Origin of the sequence: Streptomyces sp. NPDC020192, assembly GCF_044388685.1 — a bacterium.
Classification (GTDB): Bacteria; Actinomycetota; Actinomycetes; order Streptomycetales; family Streptomycetaceae; genus Streptomyces.
In genome coordinates, this window is sequence record NZ_JBIRXG010000001.1 from 825,091 (window position 1) to 851,718 (window position 26,628).

Here is a 26,628-nt window from a genome sequence, read left to right on the forward strand (position 1 = left end):
GCCTCTCCTCTTTCGTGCGCCGGAGCCGCCGCCGATCGGTGAGGGTCGGGGACCAGCGGCGGCTCCGGGGTTCAACCGGCCCGCAAGGGCCTATCGGTGGTCGCTGCCCGCCGACTGCGTGGCAGCGCGGCCCGCTTCCAGACGGGCGACCGGGATGCGGAACGGGGAGCAGGAGACGTAGTCCAGGCCGGCCTCGTGGAAGAAGTGGACCGACTCCGGGTCGCCGCCGTGTTCGCCGCAGACGCCGAGCTTGAGGTCGGGGCGGGTGCGGCGGCCCGCTTCCACCGCCAGCTTCACCAGGGAGCCCACGCCGTCCTTGTCGATCGTCTCGAAGGGGGAGACGCCGAAGATGCCCCGCTCCAGGTATGCCGTGAAGAACGAAGCCTCCACGTCGTCCCGGGAGAAGCCCCAGACCGTCTGCGTGAGGTCGTTCGTGCCGAAGCTGAAGAACTCCGCCGCCTCCGCGATCTGGCCCGCCGTGAGCGCGGCTCGCGGCAGCTCGATCATCGTGCCGATCGCCAGCTTCAGCTCCGTGCCGGTCGCCGCCTCGACCTCCGCGATGACCTTGTCGGCCTCCTCGCGGACGATCTCCAGCTCCTGGACCGTGCCGACGAGCGGGATCATGATCTCGGCCCGCGGGTCGCCCTTGGCGTTCTTGCGTTCGGCCGCCGCTTCCGCGATCGCGCGCACCTGCATGGTGAACAGGCCGGGGATCACCAGGCCGAGGCGTACGCCGCGCAGGCCCAGCATCGGGTTCTGCTCGTGCAGGCGGTGGACCGCCTGGAGCAGGCGCAGTTCGTTCTCGTGGGGCTCCTGGCGGGACTCGGCCAGGGCCACCCGGACCGACAGCTCCGTGATGTCCGGCAGGAACTCGTGCAGCGGGGGGTCGAGGAGACGGACCGTGACCGGCAGGCCGTCCATCGCCGAGAACAGGTCAACGAAGTCCTGCTTCTGGAGGGGGAGAAGGGCCTTCAGGCTCTCCTCGCGCTCGTCCTCCGTGTCGGCCAGGATGAGGCGCTCGACCAGCTCGCGGCGGTCGCCGAGGAACATGTGCTCCGTACGGCACAGGCCGATGCCCTGGGCGCCGAAGCGGCGGGCCCGCAGCGCGTCCTCGGCGTTGTCCGCGTTGGCCCGCACCCGCAGCCGACGCTTGCGGTCGGCGAAGGCCATGATGCGGTGCACGGCCTCGACCAGTTCGTCGGCGTCGTGGGCGCCCGCGTGCATCCGGCCCTCGAAGTACTCCACCACCGGGGACGGGACGACCGGTACCTCGCCCAGGTAGACCTTGCCCGACGAACCGTCGATGGAGATCAGGTCGCCTTCTTCCACAACGTGTCCGCCCGGGACCGTCATACGGCGGCGCTTGGTGTCGACCTCCAACTCCTCCGCGCCGCACACGCACGTCTTGCCCATGCCCCGGGCCACCACGGCCGCGTGGGACGTCTTGCCGCCGCGCGACGTCAGGATGCCCTCGGCCGCGATCATGCCGTCCAGGTCGTCGGGGTTCGTCTCACGGCGGACCAGGATGACCTTCTCGCCCGAGCGGGACCACTTGACGGCCGTGTAGGAGTCGAAGACCGCCTTGCCGACCGCCGCGCCCGGGGAGGCCGCGATGCCCCGCGCGACCTGGTCGACCTTGGCGTGCTCGTCGAAGCGCGGGAACATCAGCTGGGCCAGCTGGGCGCCGGTGACGCGCTGGAGGGCCTCCGTCTCGTCGATCAGGCCCTGGTCGACCAGCTGAGTGGCGATACGGAAGGCCGCGCCCGCCGTGCGCTTGCCGACCCGGGTCTGGAGCATCCACAGCTGACCGCGCTCGATCGTGAACTCGATGTCGCAGAGGTCCTTGTAGTGGTTCTCCAGGGTCTCCATGATCTGCATGAGCTGGTCGTACGACTTCTTGTCGATCGACTCCAGCTCCGCCAGCGGGACGGTGTTGCGGATGCCCGCGACCACGTCCTCGCCCTGGGCGTTCTGCAGGTAGTCGCCGTAGACGCCCTGGTGGCCCGAGGCGGGGTCGCGGGTGAAGGCGACGCCCGTGCCGGAGTCCGGGCCCAGGTTGCCGAAGACCATGGAGCAGATGTTCACGGCGGTGCCGAGGTCGCCGGGGATGCGCTCCTGGCGGCGGTACAGCTTCGCGCGGTCGCCGTTCCACGAGTCGAAGACCGCCTTGATGGCGAGGTCCATCTGCTCGCGCGGGTCCTGCGGGAAGTCCCGGCCGGCCTCCTTCTTGACGATCTTCTTGAAGGTGGTGACCAGCTTCTTCAGGTCGGCGGCCTCGAGGTCGGTGTCGACCGTGACCTTCTTGGCCTCCTTGGCCTTGTCGAGGGCCTCCTCGAAGAGTTCGCCGTCGACGCCGAGGACGGTCTTGCCGAACATCTGGATGAGGCGGCGGTAGGAGTCCCAGGCGAAGCGGTCGTCGCCGGCCTGCTTGGCCAGGCCCTGCACGGACTTGTCGGAGAGGCCGATGTTCAGGACCGTGTCCATCATGCCGGGCATGGAGAACTTCGCGCCGGAGCGGACGGAGACCAGCAGCGGGTTGTCGGGCTGGCCGAGCTTCTTGCCCATGCGGTTCTCGAGGGCGTCGAGGTGCGCACTCACCTCGTCACGCAGTGCCGTGGGCTCCTCGCCGCTCTCCAGGTAGACCTTGCAGGCCTCCGTGGTGATGGTGAAGCCGGGAGGGACCGGCAGACCGAGGTTGGTCATCTCGGCGAGGTTGGCACCCTTGCCGCCGAGGAGGTCCTTGAGGTCCTTGTTTCCCTCGGTGAAGTCGTAAACGAACTTCTCTGCGCGGGGTTCTTTGTTTTCCGACACGGGTCTCGACTCCTTGAGGCCACGGTGGCTGCCCTGACGGCCAGGAACATACCCAGATCGAAGGCGCATGGGTATGTCCACTTGCGCGTCATGCGCCCGTAACCACTCGTCCGCCAGCGGATCGAAAGTCAAAGCTTGGCAAGCCATGGCGGGAGTATGTTTTCACTTCTTGAACGCAAGACCCGCCGCAGGGGTGGATTTTCGCTCAGATGAGCGGACTCTATGCACGTCTGATTTCGATCGATGAACGATCAAGGGGTGGCACCCAGTGCCACCCCTTGGAGAAGTGCAGTCGCCCATGATCCGCTCATCTGAGCGCAACCCTTATCAAGGGTGGCGAGAATCACGCTGCCACAGCCCGCCGGATTTCACCATGCGGACGGCTTCAAGTACCCGGAAACACCCATGTCACACCCCCAGCGCCAGCAACCGCTCCTCCACCCGCTCCGGCGCGTAGAGGTGTTCCACGACCAGCGCCCCCGCTCCGATGAGCGCGGCCCGCTCGCCGAGCCGGGAGGTAACGACGTCCAGGCGGGCCGTGGAGCGGGGCAGCGCCCGCTGGTAGAGCAGTTCGCGTACGCCGGTGAGGAAGGGGGTGCCGGCGAGGTCGCCCGCGATCATCAGCACCCCGGGGTTCAGCAGGGTCACCACCGTCGCCAGTACGTCCCCGACCCGGCGCCCCGCCTCCCGGGCCAGCGCCGCCGCCTCGGGATGCCCGGCCGCCAGCAGGTCCCGCACGTCCGAGCCGGAGGCGGCCGGGACGCCGGACTCCGCCAGCCGCCGGGCCACGGCGCCGCCGCTCGCGACGGCGGCGAGACAGCCGTACGAGCCGCACCGGCACAGCGCGTCCGCGCCGACCCGGATGTGCCCGATGTCGCCCGCGCCGCCGTCTATGCCCCGGTAGACGGAGCCGTCCACGACCACGCCGGCGCCGATGCCCGTCGAGACCTTGACCAGGACGAACGCCCGGCAGTCGGGGTGTCCGGCGCGCTGTTCGCCGTACGCCATGAGGTTCGCGTCGTTGTCGACCAGGACCGGGACGGCGGCCGGGGTCCCGGTGTGTTCCGCGAAGGCGCGGGAGAGGCGGCCCCTTATGTCGTAACCGTCCCAGCCCGGCATCATCGGCGGCTGCACCACGCGGCCGGTCTCGCTGTCCACCGGGCCGGGCACCGCGATCCCGATGCCGCAGACCTCCGCGGCCAGGTGCCCGGCCTTCTCCAGCAACTCGGCGAACCAGCGGCCGAGTTCGGCCAGGACGGCCTCCGGGCCGTCCTCGACGGCCAGCGTGCCCGAGTGCTCGGCGAGTATCTCGCCGGTCAGGGAGAGGACGGCCGCGCGGGCGTGCCGGGTGTCGAGGTCGGCGGAGAGGACGACGGCGTGGGAGCCGTCGAACTCCAGGGTGATGGAGGGGCGGCCGCCGAGCGGCGAGTCGACCGGGCCGCCGGCGCCCTCGCGCAGCCAGCCGGCCCGGAACAGCCGGTCCAGGCGCTGGCCGACGGTGGCCCGGGAGAGCCCGGTGACCTGTTGCAGCGCACCCCGTGTCACCGCCCGGCCGCTGCGCACCAGTTCGAGCAGCTCCCCGGCGCCCGCCTGGCCGCCGCTCCTGACGGCTCTTCCCGGACGTCCGGTCATGCGCACCCCCTTGTGTTTTCCAACTCTGCATTACATAGTGAGTTTTGCGTGTTAAATAGACGTAACCCTACGGTAGACACAACCAAACCCGGTCGGCCCGGCCGGGCGTCTTCGTCTTCGGGGAGCCCCGAGTGGACCGCACTGCCCAGCTCACCACCCGTTCCACGGAGTACGAGATCGCATACGATCCCCCCGCCTCCGGTGGTTCTCTGCACGTCAGGGCAGCCCGCGTACTGGAGGCGAACTGGACGGGCGGATCCACGGTCCCCTCCCGGAGCCTGTATCCGCACCAGTGGTCCTGGGACTCGGCGTTCATCGCGATCGGACTGCGGCACGTCTCGCCGCTGCGGGCGCAGACCGAGCTGGAGACGCTGCTGGCCGCCCAGTGGGCCGACGGGCGCGTCCCGCACATCGTCTTCAACCCCTCCGTACCGCTCGACGCCTACTTCCCGAGCCCCGACTTCTGGCGCTCCTCCACCGCGGGACGCACCGCGGGCGCCCCGCGCACCGTACAGACCTCGGGCATCGTCCAGCCACCGGTGCACGCGCTCGCGGCCTGGCTGGTGCACCGCGCCGACCCCGTGCTCTCGCGCACCCGCGGCTTCCTGGCCCGGGTCTACCCGCGGCTGGCCGCCTGGCACCGCTATCTGCTGCACCGGCGCGACCTGGGCGGCGGCGGGCTGGTGTCGGTCGTCCACCCCTGGGAGCAGGGCATGGACAACAGCCCCTGCTGGGACGCCCCGCTGGCCCGGATCACCCCGGCCCCGGCCCGCTCCTTCCGCCGCGCCGACCTCGAGCACGGGGCGGCGGAGGACCGGCCGACGGACCTGGACTACGGGCGGTACGTCCGGCTGGCCGCCGACTACCGGGACGCCGGGTACGCCGACGGGGACGGGGAGTTCGCGGTCGAGGACCCCGCCTTCAACGCCCTGCTCATCGCCTCCGAGCACGCGCTCGCCCGGATCGCCGAGGAGCTGGGCGCACCCGGCACCGCCCGGCACGCCCGCGCGGAACGCCTGACGGCGGCGCTGGTGGAGCGGCTGTGGGACCCGGAGACGGAGATGTTCCTGTGCCGGGATCTGAAGGGCGGTGGCCTGATCCGTGAGAGAGGCGTCTCCGGCCTCGTCCCGCTCCTGCTCCCCGGCCTGCCGAGGGACATCGCCGCGGCCCTCGTACGCACCCTGTACGGCCCCCACTTCGCGCTCGGCGACCGCACCCGGCTCGTCCCCAGTCACGACCTCCTCGGCGAGGCCTTCGATCCGCACCGGTACTGGCGCGGCCCCGCCTGGTTCAACACGAACTGGCTGCTGGAGCGGGGCCTGCGCGCCCACGGGGAGCTGCACCGGGCCGACGCCCTGCGCGCGGCGGTGCTGCACCTCGCCGACGTCACCGGCTTCGCGGAGTACGTCGACCCGTACACCGGCGAGGCGTGCGGCGCGACCGGCTTCGGCTGGACCGCCGCGCTCGCCCTCGACCTGCACCACGACCTGCACCAAGAGCTGCACCAAGAGCTGCACCAAGAGCTGCACCAAGAGCTTCTCAAGCACCGCGGACAGGGCGTGTCCGGTCCGGGCACCGGCGCGTTCGACACGAGTGACAAAGGAGGAGACCGGCGATGACGGACCGGCATCATCTGCTCGTGCACGGAGCGACGTTCGCCGCCGTGGGCGACCGGGGCGACATCAGCGGGGTCCGGGGCAGCGGCGCCCCGGACGGGTTGTTCGTACGCGACGCCCGGCACCTCAGCCGCTGGCAGCTCACCGTCGACGGCGCCGTACCCGAGGTACTCACCCCGGTCGCCGACGGGGACGCGGCCCGCTGCGTCCTGGTCCCGCGCGGTGGCCGGCAGGAGCCCCCGGCGCACACCGTCTTCCGTGAACAGGCCGTCGGGGACAGCTCGTTCGTGGAGTCCCTGCGGGTCACCAGCAACCGCCCGGTACCGACCACGGTCCGGCTCGCCCTCACCGCCGACGCCGACTTCACCGACCAGTTCGAGCTGCGCTCCGACCACCGCACCTACGGCAAACCCGGCGCCGTACGCTCCCGCCAGATCCTGGACGACGGCATCGAGTTCACCTACCGGCGCGCCGAATGGCACTCCTGTACGGCGATCACGGCCGACCCGGCGCCCGACGCCGTGGAGGAGACCGGCACGGGCGCCCGCCGTCTGGTGTGGACCCTCGACCTTCCGGCGCACGGCACGGCCGAGCTGGTGCTGCGCGTGATCGCCCGCCCGCACGGCGCGAAGCGGGCCCTGCGGGTGCCGCGCGACCCGGCCGCCGTACATGAGCAACAGCGCGCTCTGGAAGCCGAGTTCATGGAGGGCGTGGCCTTCCCGACCGGCTGGCCGGAGCTGTCGGCCGCCTGTGCGCGCGGCCTCGCGGACCTGGCCGCGCTCCAGGTGCCGGCCACCGGACCGGACGGCGAGGAACTGCGCGTCCCGGCCGCCGGCGCCCCCTGGTACCTGACGCTGCTGGGCCGGGACGCCCTGCTCACCTCCCTGTTCGCGCTGCCGTACCGGCCACGGCCGGCCTCCGCCACCCTCCTCGCCCTGGCCGCGAGCCAGGCGACCGGCTCCGCCCTGTCCCCGGTCGCCCAGCCCGGCAAGATCGTGCACGAGGTACGGCACGGCGAGCTGGCCCACTTCGGGCAGGTGCCGTTCGGGCGGTACTACGGCTCCGTCGACGCGACCCCGCTGTTCCTGATCCTGCTCGGCGCGTACGTCGAGCAGACCGGGGACGCGGATCTGGCCCGCCGCCTGGAGACGCACGCGCGTGCCGCCGTCGGCTGGATGCTGGACCACGGCGGGCTGACCTCGCGCGGCTACCTCGTCTACCGCGCCGACGAGGGCGGTCTCGCCAACCAGAACTGGAAGGACTCCCCCGGCGCGATCTGCTCCGCCGACGGCACCCGGCCCACCGGCGCGGTGATGGCGGCGGGCGCGCAGGGCTACGCGTACGACGCGTTGCGCCGCACGGCGTGGGTGGCGCGCACGGTGTGGGCCGACGAGACGTACGCGGCGCTGCTGGAGCAGGCGGCGGCCGATCTCCGGGACCGGTTCCAGCGGGACTTCTGGATGCCGGAGCACTCCTTCCCGGCCCTCGCGCTCGACGGCGACGGCCGCCGTGTCGACGCGCTCGCCTCCGACGCCGGGCATCTGCTGTGGTCGGGGCTGCTGGACAAGGAGTACGGCGAGGTGGTGGGCCGACGGCTGCTGGAGCCGGACTTCTTCTCCGGCTGGGGTGTGCGCACGGTGGCCGCCGGACAGCCCGCGTACCATCCGCTGTCGTATCACCGGGGGTCCGTCTGGCCCCATGACAACGCGCTGATCACGCTGGGGCTGGCGCGGTACGGGCTGCATGACGAGGCGCGGACGGTGGCGCACGCGCTGGTCGACGCGGCGGTGGCGGCGGGGTACCGGCTGCCGGAGGTTCTGGCGGGGTACGGCAGGGACACGCATCCGGAGCCGGTTCCGTATCCGCATGCGTGTGTGAGGGAGTCCCGGTCGGCCGCGGCGCCGCTGGCTCTGCTCACGGCGGTGGGTGGGGTGTAGCGCGTGAGGGGATGCAGGGCGTTGTATTTGCCCGGTGTTTGCTCAGTTCCCTGAACAGGGGCCTTCCGGTCGCCGTACGAGACTGCGATACGGGTCTCGCACGGAAGGACCTTCGGGTTGTCCCAGGACATGAGTACGCGGCAGGCAACGGGCACGGCCGAGGGTGCCGAAGAGGAGATACCCGCGCCCGTGCTCGCATCCCGGCCCTTCCCCAGATCTCTCCCCCGGCCCTGGGCCGCGGCGGCCGCGTGGGTACGGCGGTGGCGGGCGGCGCATCCGGCCGCCGGCCAGGCGCTGTCCGTCGGTGTCACCCTGCTGGCGGCCGCCCTCGTCGTCGCCGCGCTCGTGATGCCCAACTCCCTCGCCGCGCTGGAGGAGCCCTCGAAGTATCTGCGGATACCGGCGGAAGGCGTGATCGGCGCGGCCGTGCTGATCGCGCTGCCGCGCCGGCCGCGGATCGTGCTGGCGGCCGTGTCCGGGGTCGCGCTGGGCGCGATGACCGTCCTGAACCTACTCGACATCGGCTTCAACCAGTATCTCGGCCGCCCGTTCAACGTCGTACTCGACTGGAGCCTGTTCAGCGACGCGGAGTCGTATCTGGAGGACTCCTACGGTCATACGGCCACCCTCGTCGCCCTGGCCGGGGTGATCATCCTCGTGCTCCTCCTCCTCGCGCTGCCGGCCCTGTCCATGGTCCGGCTGAGCAATCTGCTCGCCCGGCACCCCGGCACCGCGACCCGGGGCACGCTGGTCGCCGGGGTCGTGTGGATCACCTGTTCCTCCCTCGGCCTCCAGATGTCCGGCGTGCCGCTCGCCTCCGCCGGCACCGCCACCGCGCTGAAGGCGCAGGCCCACCGGATCTCGGACACGCTCAAGGACGAGGCGGAGTTCCGGAAGGTCGCGAAGGTCGACGCCTTCGGAAACACCCCGGGCAGCCAGCTGGTCCCCGGCCTGCGCGGCAAGGACATGGTCTTCACGTTCATCGAGAGTTACGGCCGCAGCGCGATCGAGGACCCGCTCATGGCACCCGGCGTCGACGCGACCCTGGACGCCCGCACCGCGGCGCTGGCCAAGGCCGGGTTCCACGCCAAGAGCGGCTGGCTCACCTCGGCGACCTACGGCGGCAGCAGCTGGCTCGGGCACTCCACCACCATGTCGGGCCTGTGGATCAGCAACCAGCAGCGCTACCGCACGGTCATGGCGAGCGACCACATGAGCCTGACCGAGGCGTTCAAGAAGACCGGCGCCTGGGACACGGTCGGGGTGATGCCGGGTGTGCAGAAGGCGTGGCCGGAGCAGAAGTACTACGGCCTGGACAAGGTGTACAACGCCTTCCAACTCGGCTACAAGGGACCGAAGTTCAGCTGGTCGACCATGCCGGACCAGTACACCCTCGAACAGTTCCAGCAGCGGGTGCACGGCAAGAAGCGTGCCGACGGCAAGTCCCTGATGTCGTTCGTCATCCTGACCTCCAGCCACACGCCCTGGGCACCGATCCCCAAGATGGTCCCCTGGAACCAGCTGGGCGACGGCTCGGTGTTCGACTCCGTCGAGAAGGCGGGCAACCCGGCCTCCTACACCCTGACCAGCGACACCCACTCCAGGGAGGAGTACGGCAAGTCCGTCCAGTACTCGGTGACGGCCCTGACCCAGTGGCTGGAGCGGTACGGCAACGACGACACCGTGCTCGTCTTCCTCGGCGACCACCAGGCGAACTCCCACGTCAGCGGCGACCACGCCAGCCGTGACGTACCGATCTCGATCGTCGCCAAGGACCCGAAGGTCTTGGAGAAGATCACCAGTTGGGGCTGGACCGACGGCCTGCGCCCCGCCCACAACGCCCCGGTCTGGAAGATGAGCGCCTTCCGCGACCGCTTCCTGACAGCCTTCGGCTCGACACCGCACCCGAAGAAGAACTGAGGCCCTTTCCAGCCGACCGAGCGACCCCGGCCCTGCCCACCGAGCCGGGCGGACGGCGCCGGGGCCCGGGGCGGAGCCCCGTGGCGGCCACCCCTCAGCCCACCGAGTCGGGTGGGCGGGAAACCGCTCAGCCGCCCGACGTGTCCAGCTCCGCTTCCTCGCTCACGCCCACGCAGTCGTACGGGTCCTTCAGCCACCCGTCCGGCAGCACCACCCTGTTGTTGCCGGACGTCCGGCCACGCGGACCGTCGGCGCCGAGCGGCCAGGCCTGGTCGAGGTCCAGCTCGTCCAGTCCGGCCCTCAGCTCCTCCAGGGACGACGTGATCGCGAGACGCTTGCGCATCTCGGAGCCGACCGCGAAGCCCTTCAGATACCAGGCGACGTGCTTGCGGAAGTCGACCACGCCCTTGGACTCGTCCCCGAGCCACTCGCCGAGCAGCGTGGCGTGCCGGACCATGACGTCGGCCACCTCCCGGAGCGACGGCCGGGCACTGTATCCATCAGTGCCCCCGGCACGGGCATCCAGGCGCCCCTCGAACGCCGCCACCAGGTCCGCGAACAGCCACGGCCGCCCCAGGCACCCGCGCCCCACGACCACACCGTCGCAGCCGGTCTCGCGGACCATCCGCAGCGCGTCCTCCGCCGACCAGATGTCGCCGTTGCCGAGGACGGGGATCTCCGGGACGTGCTCCTTGAGGCGGGCGATGGCCTCCCAGTCCGCGGTGCCGCCGTAGTGCTGGGCGGCCGTACGGCCGTGCAGGGCGATGGCCGTCACCCCCTCCTCGACGGCGATGCGGCCGGCGTCGAGGTAGGTGATGTGGTCGTCGTCGATGCCCTTGCGCATCTTCATCGTCACCGGCAGGTCACCGGCGCCGCTCACGGCCTCCCGGAGAATCGCCCGCAGCAGGTTCCGCTTGTACGGCAGCGCGGACCCGCCGCCCTTCCTGGTGACCTTCGGGACCGGGCAGCCGAAGTTCAGGTCGATGTGGTCGGCCAGGTCCTCCTCCGCGATCATGCGGACGGCCTTGCCGACGGTCGCCGGGTCGACGCCGTACAGCTGGATCGAGCGCGGCCGCTCGCTCGCGTCGAACCTGATCAGCTGCATGGTCTTGTCGTTGCGCTCGACCAGCGCCCGGGTCGTGATCATCTCGCTGACGAACAGCCCCTTGCCCCCGCTGAACTCCCTGCACAGCGTGCGGAAGGGCGCGTTGGTGATGCCCGCCATGGGTGCGAGCACGACCGGCGGCGTCACGGTGTGCGGGCCGATGGAGAGCGGGTGGGACATCAGACGACTCCGGGACGGATCTACGACACGGGGACACAGGGCAAGCACCCATTGTCCCTCACTCCCCCGGCAGCTCGGCCCACAAGTCATTAGTTAGACACACTATTAAAATCGGCGTACGGTGAGACCCATGCCCCAGCCCAGCCACCGCCGCCGCCTGCTCGTACTCGCGATCTGCTGCATGAGCCTGCTGATCGTGAGCCTCGACAACACCGTGCTGAACGTGGCACTGCCCTCCATGCAGCGCGATCTGCACGCCACGACCTCCGGCCTGCAGTGGACGATCGACGCCTACACGCTGGTGCTCGCCTCGCTGCTGATGCTCGCGGGCTCGACGGCCGACCGGATCGGCCGCAAGCGGGTCTTCATGGCGGGCCTGGTGATCTTCACCATCGGCTCGGTGCTCTGCTCACTGGCGCCGAACCTGGCCCTGCTGATCGTGTTCCGGATGATGCAGGCGGTCGGCGGCTCGATGCTCAACCCGGTCGCCATGTCGATCATCACCAACACCTTCACGGACGCCCGCGAGCGGGCCCGCGCGATCGGCGTGTGGGGCGCGGTGGTCGGCATATCCATGGCGGCCGGCCCGCTGGTCGGCGGTCTGCTGGTGCAGTCGGTGAGCTGGCGCTCGATCTTCTGGATCAACCTCCCGGTCGGCCTCGCCGCCCTCCTGCTCACCCTCCGCTTCGTCCCGGAGTCCCGCGCGCCCAAGGGCCGCCGGCCCGACCCGGTCGGCCAGCTCCTGGTCATCGCCCTGTTCGGCTCGCTGACGTACTCGATCATCGAGGCGCCGGACTCGGGCGCGGCCGTGGTGGCGCCCTTCGTGGCGATCGCCGCCGTGGCCCTCGTGGTGCTCCTCCGGTACGAATCCCGCCACGCCGAACCCCTCATCGACCTGCGGTTCTTCCGTTCGGCGCCGTTCAGCGGGGCCACGGTGATCGCGGTCAGCGCGTTCGCGGCGCTGGGCGGCTTCCTGTTCCTGTCGACGCTGTATCTGCAGAACGTGCGCGGCCTGGACGCCCTGCACGCGGGCCTGTGGATGCTGCCGATGGCCGCACCGGCCTTCCTGTGCGCGCCGGTCTCCGGCCGCCTGGTCGGCAGCCGCGGTCCCCGCGTGCCGCTCGTGATCGCCGGTACGGCGATGACGGCGAGCGCCCTGCTCTTCGCGGCCTTCGAGGCGAAGACGTCGAACGTCACCCTCGTCCTCGGCTACGTCCTGTTCGGCATCGGCTTCGGCTTCGTGAACGCGCCGATCACCAACACGGCCGTGTCGGGCATGCCCCGCACCCAGGCCGGGGTCGCCGCCGCGGTCGCCTCCACCAGCAGGCAGCTGGGCCAGACGCTCGGCGTCGCGGTGATCGGCTCCGTCCTGGCCTCGGGCATCGGCGCGTCCTCGTACCACCAGGCCTTCGTCCCGGCGGCCCGCCCCGGCTGGTGGATCCTCACGGTGTGCGGCCTGGCCGTGCTCGTCCTCGGGCTGGTCACGAGCGGGCGGTGGGCCCGCGCGACGGCGGCCCGTGCGGCGGAGACCCTGCAGGCACCGGAGATCCGCGAGCCGGTGAACGCCGGCTAAGCGCTCCGCTGGAAGTGCCGTGCTGGGCCGTCGATCATCTGCGGCACCATCGTGGCTGGTCGCGCAGTTCCCCGCGCCCCTTCAGGGCGCTGCCGAACCGCAGCCGACTTCGCACGGCCTGCTCAGCGCACCGGTGCGGCCCCGCAGGCCAGCTCGAGGAGCTTCTCCAGCCGCTCCCGCGTCTCCTCGTCCTTCGGGGTGTACGTCACCATGCGGGCGCCGACCTCGGGGCCGAGCCACAGGTCGGTGTGTTCCAGCGTGAGGTGACCCACGTACGCGTTGCGGAACTCCTTGGTCTTGGTGCGGGTGCCGACCACCTCGTACCGCTCCCAGTTCTCGCGGAACTCGGGGGACGCGGTCTTCAGGCGTTTGAGGAGCATCTTCCAGGCCGGTTCGCCGAGGTGGCCGGCGAGGGCGGCGCGCAGACGGGCGGCCATCAGGCGCTGGGTCTCCTCCAGGTGGACGACCGCGTCCTGCCAGTCCTGGTTCGTGTGGACGAGGAGCATGCAGTTGCGGTCCTCGGGCGGGATCGCGTCCAGGTCACCGAAGAGACGGCCGTAGGTGCGGTTGTAGGCGAGGATGTCGTAGCGGCTGTTCTGGATGCAGGCCGGGACCGGCTCCAGCCGGCGCAGCAGTTCGCGCAGCGCCGGGGTGACGCTCGCGCAGCTCGCGGCGGGGGTCGGATCGGTGGCGCCGGCCAGCTGGAAGAGGTGGGCGCGCTCGCTGGCGTCCAGCATCAGGGTGCGGGCCAGGGCGTCGAGGACCTGGACGGAGACCTGGATGTTGCGGGCCTGCTCCAGCCACGTGTACCAGGTCACCCCGACCGCGGACAGCTGGGCGACCTCCTCCCGGCGCAGTCCGGGCGTCCGGCGCCGGGCCCCGCGCGGCAGGCCGGCCTGCTCGGGAGCGATGCGCTCACGGCGGCTGCGCAGGAACGCGGCCAGCTCGTGCCGCCGGATCGCCGCACCGCCGGCGGGCTGTACGGCGCCCGCCGCGTCCGCTGTGCTGTCCTGGGCCATGGTCGTCATGTTCCCAGGGTGCCGTTCCCGTCATCCTGTTGCCAGGTACTTCTTCTACCAGGATGAAGACACTCTGGTACCAGTCTGCGCGGCGGCGCAGGCTCGAGGACATGAGTGAGACCGTCACCACCCGGGCCGTCCGTACGACGGCCGCGCCGCCCGCGCTCGGCGGGCTCGGGCTGTTCACCGTCCTGCTGGCCGCGGCGCTGCCGCTGATCGACTTCTTCATCGTCAACGTCGCCCTGCCCACCATCGGCCGTGATCTCGCCGCGAGCGAGGCCGTGCTGGAGCTCGTCGTCGCCGGGTACGGCGTCGCGTACGCCGTGCTGCTCGTCCTGGGCGGGCGGCTCGGGGACCTGTTCGGTCGGCGCCGGCTGTTCCTCGGCGGGATGGCCGCGTTCGGGCTGACCTCGCTGGCCTGCGGGCTGGCGCCCGACGCCTGGAGCCTGGTGGCGGCGCGGATCGCGCAGGGCGCCTCCGCCGCCGCGATGCTGCCGCAGGTGCTCGCCACCATCCAGGCCACCACGAGCGGTACGCGGCGGGCGCGCGCCATGAGTCTGTACGGCGCCACCGCCGGGCTCGCCATGGTGGCCGGGCAGATACTCGGTGGCGTGCTCGTCGCCGCCGATGTCGCCGGAACCGGGTGGCGGTCCGTGTTCCTCGTCAACGTGCCCGTGGTCGCACTCGGGTTGGTGCTCGCCCTGCGCGTCGTACCCGAGACCCGGTCGCAGCACCCCGAGCCCGTCGACGGGCCCGGCACCGTCCTGCTCGCGGTCTCCCTGCTGGCGCTGCTCGCCCCGCTGACCGAGGGCCGGGCGGCCGGCTGGCCGCTGTGGACGTGGCTGTCGCTGGCCGCGTTCCCGTTCGCCGCCGGTGCGTTCTGGGCCGTGGAGCGGCGGGCCGACCGGGCGGGCCGGACCCCGCTGGTGCCGCCGAGCCTGCTGGCGCTGGACTCGCTGCGGCGCGGTCTGGTGCTGATCCTGCCGTTCTCGATCGGTTTCAGCGGGTTCATGTTCGTCATCGCGCTGGCGCTGCAACAGGGCGCCCGGCTCGGTCCGGTGGCGGCCGGGCTCACGCTCGTGCCGATGGCCGTGGTGTTCCTGTTCGTCTCGCTCGCCGGACCTCGGCTCATCGCCCGGCACGGCACCCGGGTGATCACGGTCGGGGCCGTGGTCCAGGGCGTGGGCGTGCTGCTGATCGTGCTGGCCGCCTGGCGGGACTGGCCGCACCTGGACTTCGTCTCGCTGCTGCCGGGCACGGCCGTGGCCGGTGCCGGGCAGGCGCTCCAACTGCCCAACATCTTCCGGATCGTGCTGTCCGAGGTACCGGCGGCCCGGGCCGGGGTCGGCAGCGGTGTGATGGTGACCACGCAGCAGTCCGCGCTGGCGCTGGGAGTCGCCACTCTCGGCACCCTCTTCATGACCCTCGTACCGCGGCACGGCATGCGGGACGCGCTGGTCATCACCCTGCTGGTGCAGCTGGCCGGGATCGTGCTGACGGGTCTGCTCAGCCTGCGGCTGCCCCGCGAGATCGGCTGAGACCCGGCCACGACTTGGCCAATGCCCCGTGAATCGCCCCCTGTTGATGTTCGTCGTGCTGCACACTCCCTCCGGTCGGGGTGAGTTGCGGCGCGGGGAGGCGTGATGGCGCGGGACGGCAGCAGTACGAGCAAGGTCAGCCGCTGGGACGGGCACGGCCGGGAGCACGTCGTACGGGTGGAGCGTACGGGGGTGCAGCGACTGATCCGCTGCGACACCTGCGGCTGGCGCCGGAGCGCGCAGTTCCTGCCGTGGCTGAAGGCGGAGGAGCATCTGGCCGAGGCTCATCAGGCGACGGTCGACCCGGCGGCCCCGGCCCGGTGACTCTCCGTGACCTCTGATGACCTCAGAGGTAAGAAACGGGCAAAGAAGGCATCTGGGAAAACGTTGTCCAACCTGCGGCTTTACGGAAAGCCGTAGACGTTTCAACGTCTCCGGGGGCCGGTTCGACATGCCGTCCCGCCTCGTTCGGGCGAGCCTGGATGTCGCGAGCGGCCCCCGCGGGGCTCGCTCGCGACCAGGGGGGAACTCCCACACAACAGGAGACCCACATGAGCTTCACCCGGAGCCGCAGCGTCCGAGCGCTCACCGCCGGCACCCTGTCCGCCGCCCTGCTGTCGGCCGGTACGGCCGGAGCCTTCGCGGCGAACGACAAGCCCAGTCCCAGTCCCACGCCCACGATGACCACGTCGGCCACGCCGTCGGTCACGCCGTCGATCAGGCCGACGGCCAGCCCCACCACGGGCATGGCGTCGATCTCCCTCACCGCGAAACCGACTTCGGCGAAGGTCGGACAGACCGTGGTGTTCGCCGGACGCACCAAGGGCCTGAAGGTCGGCTCCCCGCTGGTGCTCCAGCACCTGAAGAACGGCAAGTGGGTCGCCCTGGGCGCCACCGGCAAGGTGAAGACCGGCAGTTCGTTCGCCGTCTCCACCACGTTCAAGACCAAGGGCACCCAGACGGTGCGGATCGCGAGCCTGACCAGGTCCGGCAAGGTCGGCAAGGTCGTCTCGAACACCGTCACGGTGACGGTGAGCTGAGCCCTCTCACCAGCAGGTCCACCACAGCCGTGAACTCCTCGTCGATGCCGGGCCGAGTCCACTCCCGGGCGTAACAGGGATCGTGGAAGCGGCCGGTGGCCTGGAAGACGGCGCGGGCCGCGGCGGCCGGGTCGGGTACCGGAAAGGTGCCCGACCCGGCTCCTGCCGTGATGATCCGGGTCAGTTGTCCGCTCAGGTCGGCGATGTGCTCGGCGACCGCCGCGACGTTCTCGTCGGTCAGCACCGTGTACGTCGCGAACAGCTCGGGATCGTCCCCCGCCTTGTGCCGCTTGGCCTCGAACAGCGCTGCCAGCCACGCCCGCAGCCGCTCCTCCGGGCCGCCGCCGGAGTCCACGATCCCGGCGAGCTGCTGACACGTGCGGTCCAGCCAGCGTTTGGTGACCGCCTCGCGCAGCGCCGCCTTGGTACGGAAGTGCCGGTAGACACTGCCGTGGCTGACGCCGAGCGCGCGGGCCACGTCGACCACGGTGGCCTTGGCCGGGCCGTACCGGCGCAGCACATCCTCGGTGGCTTCGAGGATGCGCTCGGCGGTCAGGGTCTCGGTGGGCGGTGCCATGTCATAGACCGTACGTCATGGTCCGGGGCCGGCTGCCCGGTCAGCGCTCGCTGTCGAGGTGGGCCATCTGCGCGGTCGGGTAGCGGTCGCCCGCCGCCGCGTCCGCCGGTACGGCCTCCTCGATCGCCGCCAGATCGGCCGCGTCCAGGGCGACGTCCAGCGCGCCGAGGGACTCGGCCAGCCGCACGCGGGTACGGGCGCCGACCAGCGGCACGATGTCCGTGTTGTGCCGAGGGCTCTGGGCGAGCACCCAGGCGATGGCGACCTGGGCGACCGTCGCGCCCTTCTGCTCGGCGATCTTACGCAGGGCCTCGACCAGGTTCAGGTTGTGCTGGAGGTTCTCGCCCTGGAAGCGGGGCGAGTGGGCGCGGAAGTCGTTCGCGGCGAGCTGCCGGTCCCGGGTGAAGTGGCCGGAGATCAGACCACGGGAGAGCACGCCGTACGCCGTGACCGCGATGCCCAGCTCGCGGGTGGTCGGCAGGATGTCCCGCTCGATGCCCCGGCTGATCAGCGAGTACTCGATCTGGAGGTCGGCGATCGGAGCGGTGGCGGCGGCCCGGCGGATCGTCTCGGCGCCGACCTCGCTGAGGCCGATGTGCCGGACGTACCCCTTCTCGATCAGTTCGGCGATCGCGCCGACGGTCTCCTCGACCGGCACGTCGGGGTCGAGGCGGGCGATCCGGTAGACGTCGATGTGGTCGACGCCGAGGCGCTGCAGGGAGTAGGCGGCGAAGTTCTTCACGGCGGCCGGGCGGCCGTCGTAGCCGACCCAGTTGCCCTCCGGGTCGCGCAGGGCGCCGAACTTCACGCTGGTCAGGGCCTGCTCGCGGAGGGCGGCGGGCGCCGTGCGCAGGGCCTCGCCGATCAGCATCTCGTTGTGCCCCATGGCGTAGAAGTCGCCGGTGTCGAGGAGCGTGACGCCCGCCTCCAGGGCGGCGTGGACGGTCGCGATGGACTCCGCGCGGTCGGCGTCGCCGTAGAGCGCGGACATGCCCATGCAGCCGAGGCCGAGGGCGGAGACGGCAGGTCCGGTGGTTCCGAGGTTTCGGGTTCGCATCGTCATGCCGTTCACTGTGCCATGACAGCTGACAGATTTCAATATCTGTCATTCCATAGATGTCAGGCGACGCCGTGCGGTGGTCGCCCTGCTGGACAAGCCGACGTACACCGACGCGGACAAGCAGGACATCTCGGCGATCGGGCTCTTCGACACGCCTGCGCCGGGGACCCACCCCACGCAGCTCACGATCCGCGCCGGCGGCCGCGGCGCATGGGCCAGCTGGGCCGAACTCGGGCAGGACGACCTGGACATGGACGCGGTCCGGAACACCGGCCGGGTGGTCGCCGAGGTCGGCGCCGACGTCCTGCTGGTGGCCGAGGTCGAGGACCGGCCCACCCTGGACCGCTTCAACCAGCACGTCCTGGGCGAGGCACTGGGCGGGCAGCCGTACCCCTTCAACCTGCTCATCGACGGCAACGACCCGCGCGGCATCGACATCGGGATCCTCAGCCGCCACCCGATCACGTCCGTCCGGCCGCACCTCTTCGACCCGGACCCGGCGCACCCGACGAGGCCCCTGTTCAGCCGCGACTGCCCGAGTACGAGATCCAGCTCGGGGACACGACCCTGGTGGTCCTCGGCAACCACCTCAAGAGCACGTTCAACGACGACCCGGCGCTGCGCCTGGCCCAGGCGGAACGGGTCGCGGAGATCTACCGGGCCGCGCTGGAGCGCACCCCGAACGCCGTGGTCGCCGGAGACCTCAACGACAGCCGGACAGCAAGCCGGTCGGCGTGCTGCTGGACACCGGCCTGCGCGACGTGATGAGCCACCCCTCCTACCAGGGCGAGCCCGGCACCCACGGCACCTGCCGCCAGGCACGGGACAAGCTCGACTACATCCTGCTCCCGCCCACGCTGTGGGACCGGGTGCAACAGGTCGGCCTGGAGACGCGGGGGATCTTCCTGCACACCGAGCACTTCGACACGGTGACCTCGAAACTCACGGAGGCCTCGGACCACGCGGCGCTGCACGTGGACCTGGACCTGTGACGAAAAAAGGCCCACCCACCAGCCGAGAGTTTCGGACAGGTGGGTGGGCGAAAAGCCGCGGCCGGCCTCAGCAGCCGAGCAGGCGCTGAGCCAGGTACCCCTCGATCTGGTCCAGCGACACGCGCTCCTGCTTCATCGAGTCGCGCTCACGCACCGTCACGGCGTTGTCCTCGAGCGTGTCGAAGTCGACGGTCACGCAGTACGGCGTACCGATCTCGTCCTGGCGGCGGTAACGGCGGCCGATGGCGCCGGCGTCGTCGAACTCGATGTTCCAGTTCTGCCGCAGCGCCTGGGCGAGACCCTTGGCCTTCGGGGACAGCTCGGGGTTGCGGGACAGGGGCAGCACGGCGACCTTCACCGGGGCCAGACGGTGGTCCAGGCGGAGCACCGTCCGCTTCTCCATCTTGCCCTTGGCGTTCGGCGCCTCGTCCTCGACGTAGGCGTCGAGCAGGAAGGCCAGCATCGTCCGGCCGACACCCGCCGCCGGCTCGATGACGTACGGCGTCCAGCGCTCGCCGGCCTCCTGGTCGAAGTAGGAGAGGTCCTGGCCGGAGGCCTTGGAGTGCGCGCCGAGGTCGTAGTCGGTGCGGTTGGCGACACCCTCCAGCTCACCCCACTCGCTGCCGCCGAACTGGAAGCGGTACTCGATGTCGGCGGTGCGCTTGGAGTAGTGGGAGAGCTTCTCCTTGGGGTGCTCGTACCAGCGCATGTTCTCCTCACGGAGACCCAGGCCGCGGTACCAGTTCCAGCGCTGCTCCATCCAGTATTCCTGCCACTGCTCGTCCTCGCCCGGCTTGACGAAGAACTCCATCTCCATCTGCTCGAACTCGCGGGTGCGGAAGATGAAGTTGCCGGGCGTGATCTCGTTGCGGAAGGACTTGCCCATCTGCGCGATGCCGAACGGGGGCTTCTTGCGCGAAGCGATCTGCACCTGGGCGAAGTTGGTGAAGATGCCCTGGGCGGTCTCGGGACGCAGGTAGGCGACGGAGCCGGAGTCCTGTGTCGGGCCGAGGTGGGTGGAGAGGAGACCCGAGAACTGCTTGGGCTCGGTGAACTGGCCCTTGTTGCCGCAGTTCGGGCAGTTGATGTCGGCGAGGCCGTTCGCCGGGGCGTGGCCCTTCTTCTCCTCGTACGCCTCTTCCAGGTGGTCCGCGCGGAACCGCTTGTGACACGAGGTGCACTCGGTCAGCGGGTCCGTGAAGGTGGCGACGTGGCCGGAGGCGACCCAGACCTCGGAGGCCAGGATGACGGACGAGTCGATACCGACCACGTCCTCGCGCGACGTCACCATGTAGCGCCACCACTGGCGCTTGATGTTCTCCTTGAGCTCGACACCCAGCGGTCCGTAGTCCCAGGCGGCACGCTGTCCGCCGTAGATCTCACTGCACGGGAAAACGAAGCCACGGCGCTTGCTCAGGCTGACGATGGTGTCGATCTTGTCGGCGGCCACGGTGCTCTCTTCATTAACGACGACGGGCGTTGAAGCGAGATGCTTCCAGCGAATGATTCAGGTTACCGGCGCAGGCTCCCCCTCGGCCAAATCGGCCCCCCGCCGAAAGCCCCTGACGAGGCTTGTTGACAACGGTTTCCATATTTGTTGAAAATGACTGTCATGAACGTACGACGACGCCTCATACCCGCCGCCGCGATCACCGCGGTCACCGCCCTCGGCCTCGGCACCCTCACCGCCTGCTCCAGCGACACGGCGGAGGCGGCGAACACCGGCAGGTTCGACGTCGTAGCGTCCTTCTACCCCATGGCCTTCCTGGCCGAGCAGATCGGTGGCGGGCACGTCCACGTCACCAGTCTCACCTCCCCCGGCCAGGAACCCCACGACCTGGAGATCAGCCCCAAGCAGATCGCGCTGCTCCAGGACTCCGACGCGGTCCTCTACCTGAAGAACCTCCAGCCCTCCGTCGACGACGCGGTGGCCCAGTCCGAGGTCAAGGCGAAGATCGACGCGGCCTCCCTGACCACGCTGGAGGAGCACGGCAACGAGGTCGGCGGCCACTCCGCCGTGCACGACACCCACCAGGGCGAGGAGGCCGGCGGCAAGGACCCGCACATCTGGCTCGACCCGGTGCGCTACGCCCAGGTCGCCGAGGGCGTCGGCAAGGCCTTCGAGAAGGCCGACCCCAAGAACGCCGCCGACTACGAGAAGAACACCACCGCCCTGGTCCAGAAGCTGAACGACCTGGACAAGAAGTTCAAGGACGGCCTGGCGCACACGAAGACCAAGGTCTTCATCACCACGCACGCCGCCTTCGGCTACCTCGCCGAGCGCTACGGCCTGACCGAGGAGGCCATCAACGGCCTCGACCCCGAGTCGGAGCCCAGCGCCGCGCGCGTGAAGGACCTGGAGAGCATGGCCAAGGCCGACGGCGTCAGCACCGTCTTCTACGAGACGCTCGTCAGCGACAAGACCGCCAAGACCATCGCGGGCGACGCGGGCCTGAAGACCGACGTGCTGGACCCCCTCGAGGGCATCACCGCCAAGTCCCGCGGCACGGACTACTTCTCCGTCCAGGACGCCAACCTCAAGGCCCTCCAGCAGGCGCTGAGCGCGAAATGAGAGGGGACCAGATGACCAGCGAGCCCGTCATAGCCCTGCGCGGAGTCACCGCCGAACTCGGCGCCCGCCCCGTGCTGCGCGGCATCGACCTCACCGTCGGGCGCGGCGAGGTCGTCGCGCTGCTCGGCGCGAACGGCTCCGGCAAGTCCACCGCGATCCGCACGATCATCGGCCAGGTCCCGGTCAGCGGCGGCACGATCGAGCTGTTCGGCACCCCGCGCCGCGCCTTCCGGGAGTGGTCGCGCGTGGGCTACGTACCGCAGCGCACGACGGCCGCCGGCGGAGTCCCGGCGACGGTGACCGAGATCGTCTCCTCGGGCCGCCTGTCCCGCACCCGCTTCGGCGTCTTCCGCACGACGGACCGGCAGGCCGTGCACCGGGCCCTGGAGCTGGTCGGCATGGCCGACCGCGCCAAGGACTCGGTGAACGCTCTGTCCGGCGGCCAGCACCAGCGCGTCCTGATCGCCCGCGCCCTCGTCGCCGAGCCCGAACTGCTGATCATGGACGAGCCGATGGCGGGCGTCGACCTGGCCAGCCAGGAGGTGCTCGCCCGCACCCTGAGGCAGCAGGTCGAGTCCGGTACGACGGTCCTGCTCGTCCTGCACGAGCTGGGCCCGCTCGAGCCACTGATCGACCGGGCGGTCGTCCTCAGGGACGGCTGCGTGCTCCACGACGGCCCGCCGCCGCGCGCCGTCGGCCAGCACGCCCTGCCCGGCCACGACCACGTACACCCGCACGCAGCGGGCGCCGAACCGATCCGCACGGGACTGCTGAGCTGATGGACTTCCTGAACTACGCCTTCATGCAGCGGGCGCTGCTCGCCGCCGTCCTGGTCGGCATCACCGCCCCCGCCGTCGGCATCTACCTGGTCCAGCGCCGCCAGGCCCTGATGGGCGACGGCATCGGGCACGTGGCGATGACGGGTGTGGGACTGGGCTTCCTGTTGTCGACGTCCCCCGTGTGGATGGCGACGGCGGTCTCGGTGCTCGGCGCGGTCCTGATGGAGCTGATCCGCTGGTACGGCAAGACACGCGGCGACATCGCCCTCGCCATGCTCTTCTACGGCGGTATGGCGGGCGGCGTGATGTTCATCAACCTCGCGCCCGGCGGCTCCAACGCAAACCTGACGTCGTACCTGTTCGGCTCGTTGTCGACGGTGTCGCAGGCGGACGTCGTCTCGATCTGTCTGCTGGCCGCGTTCGTGGTGCTGGTCACGCTCGGCCTGCGCCGCCAGCTGTTCGCGGTCAGCCAGGACGAGGAGTTCGCCCGGGTCACGGGCCTGCCGGTGCGCGCCCTGAACCTCCTCACGGCCGTGACGGCGGCGGTGACGGTGACGGTCGCGATGCGCGTGGTCGGCCTGCTGCTGGTGTCCGCGCTGATGGTGGTGCCGGTGGCGGCGGCCCAGCAGCTCACCCGCAGCTTCACCGCCACGTTCGTGATCGCCGTCGCGATCGGGGTGGCCGTGACCGTCAGCGGCACGATCACCTCGTACTACCAGGACGTTCCGCCCGGTGCCACGATCGTCCTGCTGACCATCGCCGCGTTCGTCGCGCTGACCACCCTGGCCACCCCGCTGGCCCGGCGGCGCGCCCGCGCGGCGGCCCAGGCCGGGCCCGCCGGGGACCCGGCGGAGTGCACGATTCCGGCCACGCTCCCGACCGCGAGAGGAGCCGGGGACGAGGTCGGCGTCTGACCGCTGACAGTCCGGGCTGGCACAATGGCCGCCCGGGCAGAAGCGAGACGTGAGGAGACAACGGTGACGACCGCTGGACCGCCCGTGAAGGGCCGCGCGACCCGACAGCGTGCAGCCGTGGCGGCGGCCCTGGACGAGGTCGACGAGTTCCGCAGCGCGCAGGAACTGCACGACATGCTCAAGCACAAGGGCGACTCGGTCGGGCTGACCACGGTGTACCGCACCCTCCAGACCCTCGCCGACGCCGGCGAGGTCGACGTGCTGCGCACGTCGGACGGCGAGTCCGTGTACCGCCGCTGCAGCACCGGCGAACACCACCACCACCTCGTCTGCCGCGTCTGCGGCAAGGCCGTGGAGGTGGAGGGTCCGGCCGTGGAGAAGTGGGCCGAGGCGATCGCCGCCGAGCACGGCTACGTCAACGTGGCCCACACGGTGGAGATCTTCGGCACGTGCGCGGACTGCGCGACCCAGGCCGACTGACGCTCACTCAGACACGGGCGAGGTGCCGGTCCAGGACCGCCCGCAGCCGGTCCGGTGTCCGCCGGGCCGGCGAGGCCGCCGTCTCCCGGTAACGGGGCTGGGCGGCCCAGTTGACGGAGGCCGTGGTGTTGTCGGTTGCCACCGTGACACCGGACTCGGTCACCGTCACCCGGAACAGGCCCTGATCACCGGGCGCCCGCGCTCATGCCCGCCCGAAGCAGCGTTCCAGTTCGTCCAGGTCGCGTCCCACTGGATGTTCACGCCGAGGGGAGCCACCTGCGCGCCGCGCCAGGGGTTGTCGGCGTAGGTGTACGGCTCTCCCGGGGTCGTCGGCCTCGTGCTGCCCGGGAGTCGCAGCAGCGCGGCCAGCGGGATGATCTCCTCGGCGTGGGTGAAGCGCAGCTCGGCGCCGAGGTCGCTGGTGCCGGCCCGCTTGGCCTCGACCTGCCGGAAGAAGTCGTCCAGCAGCACGCCCGCCATCTCGTAGGTGATGTCGCTGTCGGAGAAGCCGGGGCCCTTCTCGTAGAAGTCCGCCACGTCCGACAGATAGCCGAACCAGGCGGCGACCTGGTCGCTGTCGCCGATCCGGTCGACGAACGGCTCCTTGAAGAGCGTGCGCAGGACGCTGTGGGCGGCCTGGTGCGTCCGGGGCCGGTCGGTGAGGGAGGACGACGTGGTCAGCTCCGGGCAGGGCCGGGCCGGCGCTGAAGCCCCTGATCGGTCCGACGCGCACCGACAAGGACCTGCTGTACGGCGATCTTCGCGAAGAGGGACGGCAGCCGCTGCTCCATGCGCGTGGCGGTGTCCCGCATCTCCTGCCGGCCGCGCCCGCTGAGGTTGCCGTACCCGACCTTGGCCATGGCTGCCGTCAGTGCGCGCACGGTCGGCCCGAACTCCTCACCCCTGCTGGTGAGTTGACCCTCGGCCCGGGCCTTGTCCCACAGGGCGAGGATCAGCTCACCGTCCTCGCCGTCCGTGGCGGCGCGGGAGCCGTGCCGGGAGACGTTCTCGGTGAAGACGGGCTCGAAGCCGGCCGGGGGCTGCTCGTAGCCGCGCGGGTTCCGCTGTGGCGCGTACGGCGCCTTCGTGCCGTAACTCCCAAGGCGCGCGGGCCCGTTGGCGGCGTGCGCGGGCAGCGCGGTGAGCAGCAGGGCGCCGAGGGCGAGGAGGGGGGTGAGGCGTCTCATGGTCCCGCATCCTCGGCAGCCCGTGTGAACCGCCGGTGTCCAGGAGCTGGATGTCTAGGAGTGGGACTCGCCCTCCATGGAGCCCTCCATGGCGGCTTCCATGGCGAGGAGTTGCTCGTTCGGGACGGCCCCGCCGAAGCGGCGGTCGCGGGAGGCGAACTCGATGCAGGCCCGCCACAGGTCGCGCCGGTCGAAGTCCGGCCACAGCACGTGCTGGAAGACCATCTCGGCGTAAGCGCTCTGCCAGAGCAGGTAGTTGGAGGTGCGCTGCTCGCCGCTGGGCCGCAGGAAGAGGTCCACGTCCGGCATGTCGGGGTAGTACAGGTACTTCTGGATGGTCTTCTCGCTGACCTTGGCCGGGTCGAGGCGCCCCGCCCGTACGTCCTCCGCCATCGCCTTCGCCGCATCGGCCAGTTCGGCACGGCCGCCGTAGTTCATGCAGAAGTACAGCGTGAGCAGGTCGTTGTCCTTGGTCTGCTCCTGGGCGACCTGGAGCTCCTTGGCGACCGACTTCCACAGCTTGGGCATACGCCCCACCCAGCGCACCCGGATCCCGAGCGCGTCGAGCTGGTCCCTCGTCTTCCGGATGAAGTCGCGGTTGAAGTTCATCAGGAAGCGGACCTCGTCGGGCGAGCGCTTCCAGTTCTCCGTCGAGAAGGCGTACAGGGAGATGTTGCGGACACCGATCTCGATGGAGCCCTGCAGCACGTCCAGCACCCGCTCGGCGCCGACCTTGTGCCCCTCGGTGCGCGGCAGCCCCCGCTCCTTCGCCCACCGGCCGTTGCCGTCCATGACGATGGCCACGTGGTTCGGGACCAGCTCGCCGGGGAGCTTCGGCGCGCGGGCACCCGACGGGTGCGGCTCCGGCGCCCTGTACTCGCGGCGCTGACGCCCCAGGATCCCGCGTACGACCATGTGCTTCTCGCTTCCCTCTTACTTTTCCACGTACCGCAGCGACCGCAGTCCGCGCTCCAGGTGCCAGTGCAGGTAGGCGGACACCAGCCCGCTGCCCTCGCGGACGTACCGCGCCTCGCACGCGTCGGCCGTCTCCCAGTCTCCCGTAAGAAGCGCCCCCAGCAGAACCAGGGTCTGCGGCGAGGGTACGACGCTGCCGGGCACCCGGCAGTCGACGCAGACGGAGCCGCCGGAGGCCACGGAGAAGAACCGGTTGGGACCGGGCATACCGCACTTCGCGCAATCGCCGAAGCTGGGCGCGTACCCGTTGACGGCGAGGGACCGCAGCAGGAAGGCGTCGAGGACGAGATGGGGCGCGTGCTCACCCCGGGCGAGCGTCCGCAGGGCCCCGACCAGCAGCAGATACTGCTGTACGGCGGGCTCGCCCTCATGATCGGTGAACCGCTCGGCGGTCTCCAGCATGGCCGTACCGGCGGTGTAGCGGGCGTAGTCGGTGACGATGCCGCCACCGTAGGCGGCGATGGTCTCACTCTGCGTGCACAGCGGCAGCCCGCGCCCGACCAGCTCACTCCCGCGCGCGAAGAACTGCACGTCGACATGGGAGAAGGGCTCCAGCCGCGCCCCGAACTTCGACTTGGTCCGCCGCACCCCGCGCGCCACGGCCCGTACCCGCCCGTGACCGCGCGTGAGGATGGTGATGATCCGGTCCGCCTCACCCAGCTTCTGGGTGCGCAGCACGATGCCGTCGTCGCGGAACAGACTCATGGAGCCATTCTCACCC

General features: G+C 70.7%; 24 protein-coding genes. 12 read left to right on the forward strand and 12 right to left on the reverse strand.

Annotated features, from left to right (window positions below; genetic code table 11):
• Nucleotides 1-90: 90 nt before the first annotated feature.
• Together ppdK and ACH47Z_RS03855 are read right to left on the reverse strand one after the other, a co-directional pair.
• A complete protein-coding gene (gene ppdK, locus ACH47Z_RS03850) occupies nucleotides 91-2,811 on the reverse strand; it encodes a pyruvate, phosphate dikinase (RefSeq protein WP_399070127.1) in 2,721 nt (906 codons plus the stop codon).
• Between the two features lie 408 nt (nucleotides 2,812-3,219).
• Nucleotides 3,220-4,443, reverse strand: coding sequence for an ROK family protein (locus tag ACH47Z_RS03855; protein ID WP_399070129.1), 1,224 nt, complete (start codon nucleotides 4,441-4,443; stop codon nucleotides 3,220-3,222).
• Nucleotides 4,444-4,574: 131 nt separating this feature from the next.
• Here ACH47Z_RS03855 and ACH47Z_RS03860 point away from each other — a divergent pair, with 131 nt between their 5' ends.
• The 3 genes from ACH47Z_RS03860 to ACH47Z_RS03870 all read left to right on the forward strand — a co-directional run bounded on the left by ACH47Z_RS03860 (nucleotide 4,575) and on the right by ACH47Z_RS03870 (nucleotide 9,916).
• Entirely contained in the window at nucleotides 4,575-6,062 is a 1,488-nt protein-coding gene (locus tag ACH47Z_RS03860; RefSeq protein ID WP_399070131.1) for an MGH1-like glycoside hydrolase domain-containing protein, read from the forward strand.
• Nucleotides 6,059-7,996, forward strand: coding sequence for a glycogen debranching N-terminal domain-containing protein (locus tag ACH47Z_RS03865; protein WP_399070133.1), 1,938 nt, complete (start codon nucleotides 6,059-6,061; stop codon nucleotides 7,994-7,996). Before ACH47Z_RS03860 ends, ACH47Z_RS03865 begins: the two co-directional genes overlap by 4 nt.
• Before the next feature lie 129 nt (nucleotides 7,997-8,125).
• The gene (locus ACH47Z_RS03870; protein ID WP_399070135.1) at nucleotides 8,126-9,916 is read left to right on the forward strand and encodes a sulfatase-like hydrolase/transferase; all 1,791 of its coding nucleotides are present in this window, start codon (nucleotides 8,126-8,128) and stop codon (nucleotides 9,914-9,916) included.
• A gap of 127 nt (nucleotides 9,917-10,043) precedes the next feature.
• Here ACH47Z_RS03870 and dusB read toward each other — a convergent pair whose 3' ends face one another.
• Complete coding sequence (gene dusB / locus ACH47Z_RS03875; RefSeq protein ID WP_399070137.1) at nucleotides 10,044-11,201, reverse strand: tRNA dihydrouridine synthase DusB; 1,158 nt, start codon at nucleotides 11,199-11,201, stop codon at nucleotides 10,044-10,046.
• A 130-nt stretch (nucleotides 11,202-11,331) separates the two neighbouring features.
• On the opposite strand from dusB, the gene ACH47Z_RS03880 reads away from it, so the two are divergent.
• Nucleotides 11,332-12,774, forward strand: a complete 1,443-nt coding sequence (locus ACH47Z_RS03880; RefSeq protein ID WP_399070139.1) for an MFS transporter — start codon at nucleotides 11,332-11,334, stop codon at nucleotides 12,772-12,774.
• 122 nt (nucleotides 12,775-12,896) lie between these two features.
• Here ACH47Z_RS03880 and ACH47Z_RS03885 read toward each other — a convergent pair whose 3' ends face one another.
• Entirely contained in the window at nucleotides 12,897-13,802 is a 906-nt protein-coding gene (locus tag ACH47Z_RS03885) for a helix-turn-helix transcriptional regulator (RefSeq protein ID WP_399070141.1), read from the reverse strand.
• A gap of 101 nt (nucleotides 13,803-13,903) precedes the next feature.
• Here ACH47Z_RS03885 and ACH47Z_RS03890 point away from each other — a divergent pair, with 101 nt between their 5' ends.
• From ACH47Z_RS03890 to ACH47Z_RS03900, 3 genes are all read left to right on the forward strand, one after another.
• Nucleotides 13,904-15,331 (forward strand): MFS transporter, encoded by a 1,428-nt coding sequence (locus ACH47Z_RS03890; RefSeq protein ID WP_399070142.1) that lies wholly within the window; start codon nucleotides 13,904-13,906, stop codon nucleotides 15,329-15,331.
• 105 nt (nucleotides 15,332-15,436) lie between these two features.
• Nucleotides 15,437-15,655 carry a hypothetical protein gene (locus ACH47Z_RS03895; RefSeq protein ID WP_399070144.1) on the forward strand — a complete coding sequence of 73 codons (219 nt, stop codon included), beginning with the start codon at nucleotides 15,437-15,439 and terminating at the stop codon, nucleotides 15,653-15,655.
• 227 nt (nucleotides 15,656-15,882) lie between these two features.
• Nucleotides 15,883-16,371: a hypothetical protein gene (locus ACH47Z_RS03900; RefSeq protein WP_399070146.1), complete on the forward strand. Its 489-nt coding sequence runs from the start codon at nucleotides 15,883-15,885 to the stop codon at nucleotides 16,369-16,371.
• Here the strand turns inward: ACH47Z_RS03900 and ACH47Z_RS03905 are convergent.
• Nucleotides 16,352-16,948: a TetR family transcriptional regulator gene (locus ACH47Z_RS03905; protein ID WP_399070148.1), complete on the reverse strand. Its 597-nt coding sequence runs from the start codon at nucleotides 16,946-16,948 to the stop codon at nucleotides 16,352-16,354. The genes ACH47Z_RS03900 and ACH47Z_RS03905 overlap by 20 nt on opposite strands.
• A gap of 40 nt (nucleotides 16,949-16,988) precedes the next feature.
• The gene (locus tag ACH47Z_RS03910; protein WP_399070150.1) at nucleotides 16,989-18,011 is read right to left on the reverse strand and encodes an aldo/keto reductase; all 1,023 of its coding nucleotides are present in this window, start codon (nucleotides 18,009-18,011) and stop codon (nucleotides 16,989-16,991) included.
• A 247-nt stretch (nucleotides 18,012-18,258) separates the two neighbouring features.
• Between ACH47Z_RS03910 and ACH47Z_RS03915 the strand changes: the two genes are divergently transcribed.
• On the forward strand, nucleotides 18,259-19,089 hold the full coding sequence (locus tag ACH47Z_RS03915) for an endonuclease/exonuclease/phosphatase family protein (protein ID WP_399070376.1): 831 nt from the start codon (nucleotides 18,259-18,261) through the stop codon (nucleotides 19,087-19,089).
• On the opposite strand, the gene ACH47Z_RS03920 is transcribed toward ACH47Z_RS03915, so the two are convergent.
• Entirely contained in the window at nucleotides 19,068-20,450 is a 1,383-nt protein-coding gene (locus ACH47Z_RS03920) for a glycine--tRNA ligase (protein WP_399070152.1), read from the reverse strand. The genes ACH47Z_RS03915 and ACH47Z_RS03920 overlap by 22 nt on opposite strands.
• 162 nt (nucleotides 20,451-20,612) lie before the next feature.
• Here ACH47Z_RS03920 and ACH47Z_RS03925 point away from each other — a divergent pair, with 162 nt between their 5' ends.
• The 4 genes from ACH47Z_RS03925 (at nucleotide 20,613) to ACH47Z_RS03940 (ending at nucleotide 23,745) form a co-directional block, all read left to right on the forward strand.
• The gene (locus ACH47Z_RS03925) at nucleotides 20,613-21,572 is read left to right on the forward strand and encodes a metal ABC transporter substrate-binding protein (protein WP_399070155.1); all 960 of its coding nucleotides are present in this window, start codon (nucleotides 20,613-20,615) and stop codon (nucleotides 21,570-21,572) included.
• Between the two features lie 11 nt (nucleotides 21,573-21,583).
• A complete protein-coding gene (locus ACH47Z_RS03930) occupies nucleotides 21,584-22,351 on the forward strand; it encodes a metal ABC transporter ATP-binding protein (protein ID WP_399070157.1) in 768 nt (255 codons plus the stop codon).
• Nucleotides 22,351-23,265, forward strand: coding sequence for a metal ABC transporter permease (locus ACH47Z_RS03935; RefSeq protein ID WP_399070159.1), 915 nt, complete (start codon nucleotides 22,351-22,353; stop codon nucleotides 23,263-23,265). Before ACH47Z_RS03930 ends, ACH47Z_RS03935 begins: the two co-directional genes overlap by 1 nt.
• Nucleotides 23,266-23,328: 63 nt before the next feature.
• Nucleotides 23,329-23,745 (forward strand): Fur family transcriptional regulator, encoded by a 417-nt coding sequence (locus ACH47Z_RS03940; RefSeq protein ID WP_399070161.1) that lies wholly within the window; start codon nucleotides 23,329-23,331, stop codon nucleotides 23,743-23,745.
• 7 nt (nucleotides 23,746-23,752) lie between these two features.
• Here ACH47Z_RS03940 and ACH47Z_RS03945 read toward each other — a convergent pair whose 3' ends face one another.
• From ACH47Z_RS03945 to recO, 5 genes are all read right to left on the reverse strand, one after another.
• The gene (locus ACH47Z_RS03945; RefSeq protein ID WP_399070162.1) at nucleotides 23,753-23,887 is read right to left on the reverse strand and encodes a hypothetical protein; all 135 of its coding nucleotides are present in this window, start codon (nucleotides 23,885-23,887) and stop codon (nucleotides 23,753-23,755) included.
• A gap of 23 nt (nucleotides 23,888-23,910) precedes the next feature.
• Nucleotides 23,911-24,282 (reverse strand): hypothetical protein, encoded by a 372-nt coding sequence (locus ACH47Z_RS03950; RefSeq protein ID WP_399070165.1) that lies wholly within the window; start codon nucleotides 24,280-24,282, stop codon nucleotides 23,911-23,913.
• A 140-nt stretch (nucleotides 24,283-24,422) separates the two neighbouring features.
• Complete coding sequence (locus tag ACH47Z_RS03955; protein ID WP_399070167.1) at nucleotides 24,423-24,932, reverse strand: hypothetical protein; 510 nt, start codon at nucleotides 24,930-24,932, stop codon at nucleotides 24,423-24,425.
• A 54-nt stretch (nucleotides 24,933-24,986) separates the two neighbouring features.
• Entirely contained in the window at nucleotides 24,987-25,847 is an 861-nt protein-coding gene (locus tag ACH47Z_RS03960; RefSeq protein WP_399070169.1) for an isoprenyl transferase, read from the reverse strand.
• An 18-nt stretch (nucleotides 25,848-25,865) separates the two neighbouring features.
• Nucleotides 25,866-26,612, reverse strand: a complete 747-nt coding sequence (recO, locus tag ACH47Z_RS03965) for a DNA repair protein RecO (RefSeq protein WP_399070171.1) — start codon at nucleotides 26,610-26,612, stop codon at nucleotides 25,866-25,868.
• Nucleotides 26,613-26,628: the final 16 nt, after the last annotated feature.